Here is a 4,222-nt window from a genome sequence, read left to right on the forward strand (position 1 = left end):
AACTCGCCGCGATCGCGGCGAGTTCGGCGGCCGGTGCATAGTCCATGTCGCTGACCGCTCCCGTATCCACCTTGAGCGATGCCGACTATCGACGTATCCAGGCTTTTTTGCGGAAAGAGGCTGGAATCACCCTCGGCCCGGCCAAAAAGCCGCTGGTGATGGGGCGGTTGGGGAAACGCCTGCGGGCACGAGATTGCGGCAGTTATGATGCCTATCTGCGTCTGCTCGACAGCGAGGCGACCGAGCGGCAGCAGGCCGTGGATCTACTCACGACCAATGAGACCTACTTCTTTCGTGAGACCAAACACTTCGCCTTTTTGAGTGAACAGATTATCCCACAGCGGGCTAACCAGTCGGTGCTTCGTATCTGGAGCGCCGCCTGTTCCTCCGGTGAGGAGCCCTACAGTATCGCCATGGTGCTGGCCGAACGCCGCGGCCGCGGCTGGGAAATTCTGGCCTCTGATCTGAGTACCCGTATGCTGGCCTCGGCGGCGCAGGGTATTTACCCCATGGAGCGTGCCGAGAAAATCCCTAAAGCCTATTTGAAGCGCTATTGTCTGCGTGGTGTGGGCCGACAAGAGGGATCATTCAGTATCGTGCCGGAGCTACGCAAGTCGGTGAAATTCTCGCAAATCAACCTGAATCACCCGCTGCCTGCCGTGGGGGATTTTGATGTGGTTTTTTTGCGCAATGCGCTGATTTACTTTGATCCACCCGCTAAGGAGGCCATTTGTTTGCGCCTGCTCGCGCACCTGCGTCCCGGCGGATATTTTTTGGTGGGGCACTCCGAAAGTCTCAATGGTGTTGTCGATGGTCTGCGACTTGTTCAACCGGCGGTCTATCGGAGGGATTGACGCATGGGTATCATGGAGATTTTTCTGCAACCGGGAGAGTGGTATTTCGGAGATCGGGATACGCGTATCCGTACCCTGCTCGGTTCCTGTATCGCCATTACCCTCTGGCATCCCCGCCTTCAGGTTGGAGGGATGTGCCATTTTCTGCTCCCCAGCCGCGGCAATTTACACCCGCCAGCACTACCGCTGGATGGTCGCTATGGGGATGAGGCGGTAGCCGCTCTGATGCAGGAGTTGCGCCGTCAATGCACTCGCCCCGGCGAATATGTTTGCAAGATTTTCGGCGGTGGCAACATGTTTCGCCAGCAGCCCGGCAGGGTCCTCATGGAGACCGGCAGCACAGCGGAGGGGTTGGCCGATGGTGAACGCTTCCATCGCCATACGCTGAGAGCCTGCGCCGATGTGCCCTGCAAAAATGTGCGGGCAGCAAAGCAATTAGCGGGACAGGCGGGTTTTAAAATCGCCGCTTCGCATCTTGGCGGCTATGGTCACCGCAATCTCTATTTTGAAGTTTGGTCGGGTGCAGTTTATTTGAAATTCAGCGGGTGCGGCGCAGCTATCCATGCGGGTTAACAGACTTAACAATGAGGTAAAAAAGTCGCATGAAAAAAATACAGGTATTCATTGTGGACGACTCTGCGGTCGTGCGGCAGGTGCTGCAAGCGGCCCTGACGCAAGACCCGGATATCGCTGTACTGGCGACCGCTCATGACCCGATTTTTGCTTGGGATCGCATGCAGCGGCAATGGCCCGATGTGGTCATACTCGATATCGAAATGCCGCGCATGGACGGCGTGACCTTCCTGCGCAAAATCATGGCGGAACATCCGTTGCCAGTGATCATCTGTTCCAGCCTGGCAGAGTCCGGGGCGCAGATTACTCTGGATGCGCTGTCCGCAGGGGCTGTGCAAATCATCCAGAAACCCCATTCCGGTCTGCGCGACTTCCTGCAAAACGATGCGCCTGAAATTATTCAGGCCGTCAAAGCGGCGGCGCGCGCCAATCTACGCAATATTCGCCCGGCAGCGCTAGTGGGTATCGCGCCAGCCGCTGTGGTTACGCCCACTTTGTTGCTGCAGAAAAGCACCGAAAAAGTGATCGCCATCGGCACCTCTACCGGTGGGACACAGGCTCTGGAGGTATTACTTCGCGCTTTGCCGGTTACCGTTCCGGGTGTTGTGATTGTTCAGCACATGCCCGAAAAGTTCACCGCAGCTTTTGCCGAACGCCTGAATACCGTCAGCGCCCTGGAGGTATGCGAAGCACGAGACGGTGATCGGGTGCTATCTGGCCGCGCTCTGATTGCCCCAGGTGGTAAGCATATGCGGCTGATACGCAGTGGTGCCCAATTCGCCGTGCAGGTTTTTGACGGTCCATTAGTCAAGCATCATCGCCCATCTGTTGATGTGCTTTTTCGCTCGGTAGCACAAATGGCAGGCCGCAATGCCTGGGGCGTCATCATGACCGGCATGGGCGATGATGGTGCGCAAGGGCTCAACGAAATGCACAATATGGGCGCGCATACCATTGCCCAGGATGAAGCGAGTTGCGTAGTCTTCGGTATGCCCAAAGAAGCCATCCGCCTCGGAGGAGTGGATGAAATCATCTCATTGCAGAGTATTGCGATGCATTTGCCCCGTCTTATTCCGGAAGAGAGAAAACTTGCGCAATAAAGCGATCTAAGCAGTGTGCTGTTGTTAATGAGTTGCCCTGTCAATAGGGTGGCCATCAATGAAAGTATCTATTCAGGACCCAGTGCTTCATGCCGCGTTTTGTGGTAAGGTTGCCGTCTCATGATATCAAGCTGGATAGGCTGGACTGAGTGCGATGGATCAATGCGCCGTGACGGACCAGGTGAATAGTTGCAAAATATATTTATGCCCAAATCGCTATGAGGTAGGTCCAATGAAATTTATCTATAGATATTCCCGCAACAACTATAAACTGGTTGCAATTATGCTTGCGGCGAGCCCTTTAGCGCACGCGGCGAACTGGTTCGAGCTGCAGGGGATATCTCCAACTAATGCAGATCTCTTTGGTATATCCGGATTTATTGAGCCCAGTCTTTACGCACAGTCAGGCCAAAAAGATGCTCTCGAGAGAACTTATGTTCCTAATATTAACCGGATAGCTCCGAATTATACTCAAAGTACTACCGCGAGTATTTTGCGCGCTAGAATCATGTTTCGTGGCAATATTAATCCTCATGTGTCCTATTTATTGGGTGGCGAGTTTGGCAGTAATGGAATTACAAATGTGCGTGGAAATTATCAGCCGGGACTGATTGACGGGCATGTTACTTTTAGTTATATTCCCGGCGCAAGAGTAGAGATGGGCCTTATTCGTGCTCCCAGCGCAGAAGGTGCCATGCGTGGTTACATGACGCTTAACTTCGTGCAATCCTCAACGGTAATCGGGCAATTAATGCAACAGCCGATGTATGATTCGGGGAGAGCCTATACGCTCAATAAATCGGTAAACGCCTATCTGATCAGCGGTCAGCAGAACCTCGGCAACAACGGATTTCGATATCCTGGCGTGATGCTCTTCGACTGGTTCCGCAACGGTCCTTGGGAGTTCACCTATGGCGGCATGGTGGGGATGTACGGTACGGTAGCCGCCGGTAGTCAGTCCAGTAGCCCACTTTATGCCGCACGTCTGCAGGAGGCCTATATTCTTGGGGGTAAAGGCCCGTTTCGTAGTGATCTACAAGCCGGTGTCTGGTACCAGCACGCGCGTCCTGGATTAGACGGACATGGCTATAGCATGACTCGCTACGGCGTGGACATTCAGTATCTTCAGGGTTATATGCATCAGTGGGGTCGTCAACTCCGCTTCCAGTACATTCGCGGTTCAGGGTGGATATCTGCATCGTCAGCCTTCAGCCATGCTCCGGGCCTGGCGCCGCCGCTGACCGAGACCCAGCTTTATCCAGGGGGCGAGAATAAGGCCAATGGATATATGGTAGAAGGGGGACTTTTCCTGACTAAGCATATAGAAGCGAATTTGCGTTACGATTACTACAATCGTTTGCCCAACAATCCCACACAGCAGCGTATTTTCAAAACTTGGGCCATCGGCTTGCAATATTACTTCAACCCGATGACCAAAATTATGGCTGGTTATTACTTCCGGACGCTAGGTGTACCCCACCAGCCCAACGCTGTTGCCAATAGCATATCAGACGCCGTAGACAACGAGTTTGCTATGCAAGCAATGATTTCCTTCTAATCTCTCGGGCGACGGGGCATTCGATTTGTGGTGAACGTAGTGTGACCCGCTCGCCGCCTGCGTCATTACCCGCGATTCTTCCAGTGGGCACTTTGGCCCACTTTTTTGCGGATGATACGCAGAATCGTCACAAAAAA

At 53.8% G+C, this 4,222-nt stretch carries 4 protein-coding genes; all 4 read left to right on the forward strand.

Translation table 11 applies throughout. The features are described from left to right. The first annotated feature begins 44 nt into the window (after nucleotides 1-44). Nucleotides 45-854, forward strand: a complete 810-nt coding sequence (locus M7F93_RS11210; protein WP_298173460.1) for a CheR family methyltransferase — start codon at nucleotides 45-47, stop codon at nucleotides 852-854. Between the two features lie 3 nt (nucleotides 855-857). After that, nucleotides 858-1,427, forward strand: a complete 570-nt coding sequence (locus tag M7F93_RS11215; protein ID WP_298173462.1) for a hypothetical protein — start codon at nucleotides 858-860, stop codon at nucleotides 1,425-1,427. A gap of 29 nt (nucleotides 1,428-1,456) precedes the next feature. Next, nucleotides 1,457-2,527, forward strand: coding sequence for a protein-glutamate methylesterase/protein-glutamine glutaminase (locus M7F93_RS11220; RefSeq protein ID WP_298173465.1), 1,071 nt, complete (start codon nucleotides 1,457-1,459; stop codon nucleotides 2,525-2,527). Nucleotides 2,528-2,759: 232 nt separating this feature from the next. After that, nucleotides 2,760-4,085, forward strand: coding sequence for a porin (locus M7F93_RS11225; RefSeq protein ID WP_298173469.1), 1,326 nt, complete (start codon nucleotides 2,760-2,762; stop codon nucleotides 4,083-4,085). Nucleotides 4,086-4,222: the final 137 nt, after the last annotated feature.

Source organism: Acidithiobacillus sp. (assembly GCF_027322205.1).
Lineage (GTDB): Bacteria > Pseudomonadota > Gammaproteobacteria > Acidithiobacillales > Acidithiobacillaceae > Acidithiobacillus.

Excerpts from the sequence above, each read along its gene's own strand:
- M7F93_RS11210 (WP_298173460.1), top strand. The coding sequence starts at position 45 with ATGTCGCTGACCGCTCCCGTATCCACCTTGAGCGATGCCGACTATCGA.
- M7F93_RS11215 (WP_298173462.1), top strand. The coding sequence starts at position 858 with ATGGGTATCATGGAGATTTTTCTGCAACCGGGAGAGTGGTATTTCGGA.
- M7F93_RS11220 (WP_298173465.1), top strand. The coding sequence starts at position 1,457 with ATGAAAAAAATACAGGTATTCATTGTGGACGACTCTGCGGTCGTGCGG.
- M7F93_RS11225 (WP_298173469.1), top strand. The coding sequence starts at position 2,760 with ATGAAATTTATCTATAGATATTCCCGCAACAACTATAAACTGGTTGCA.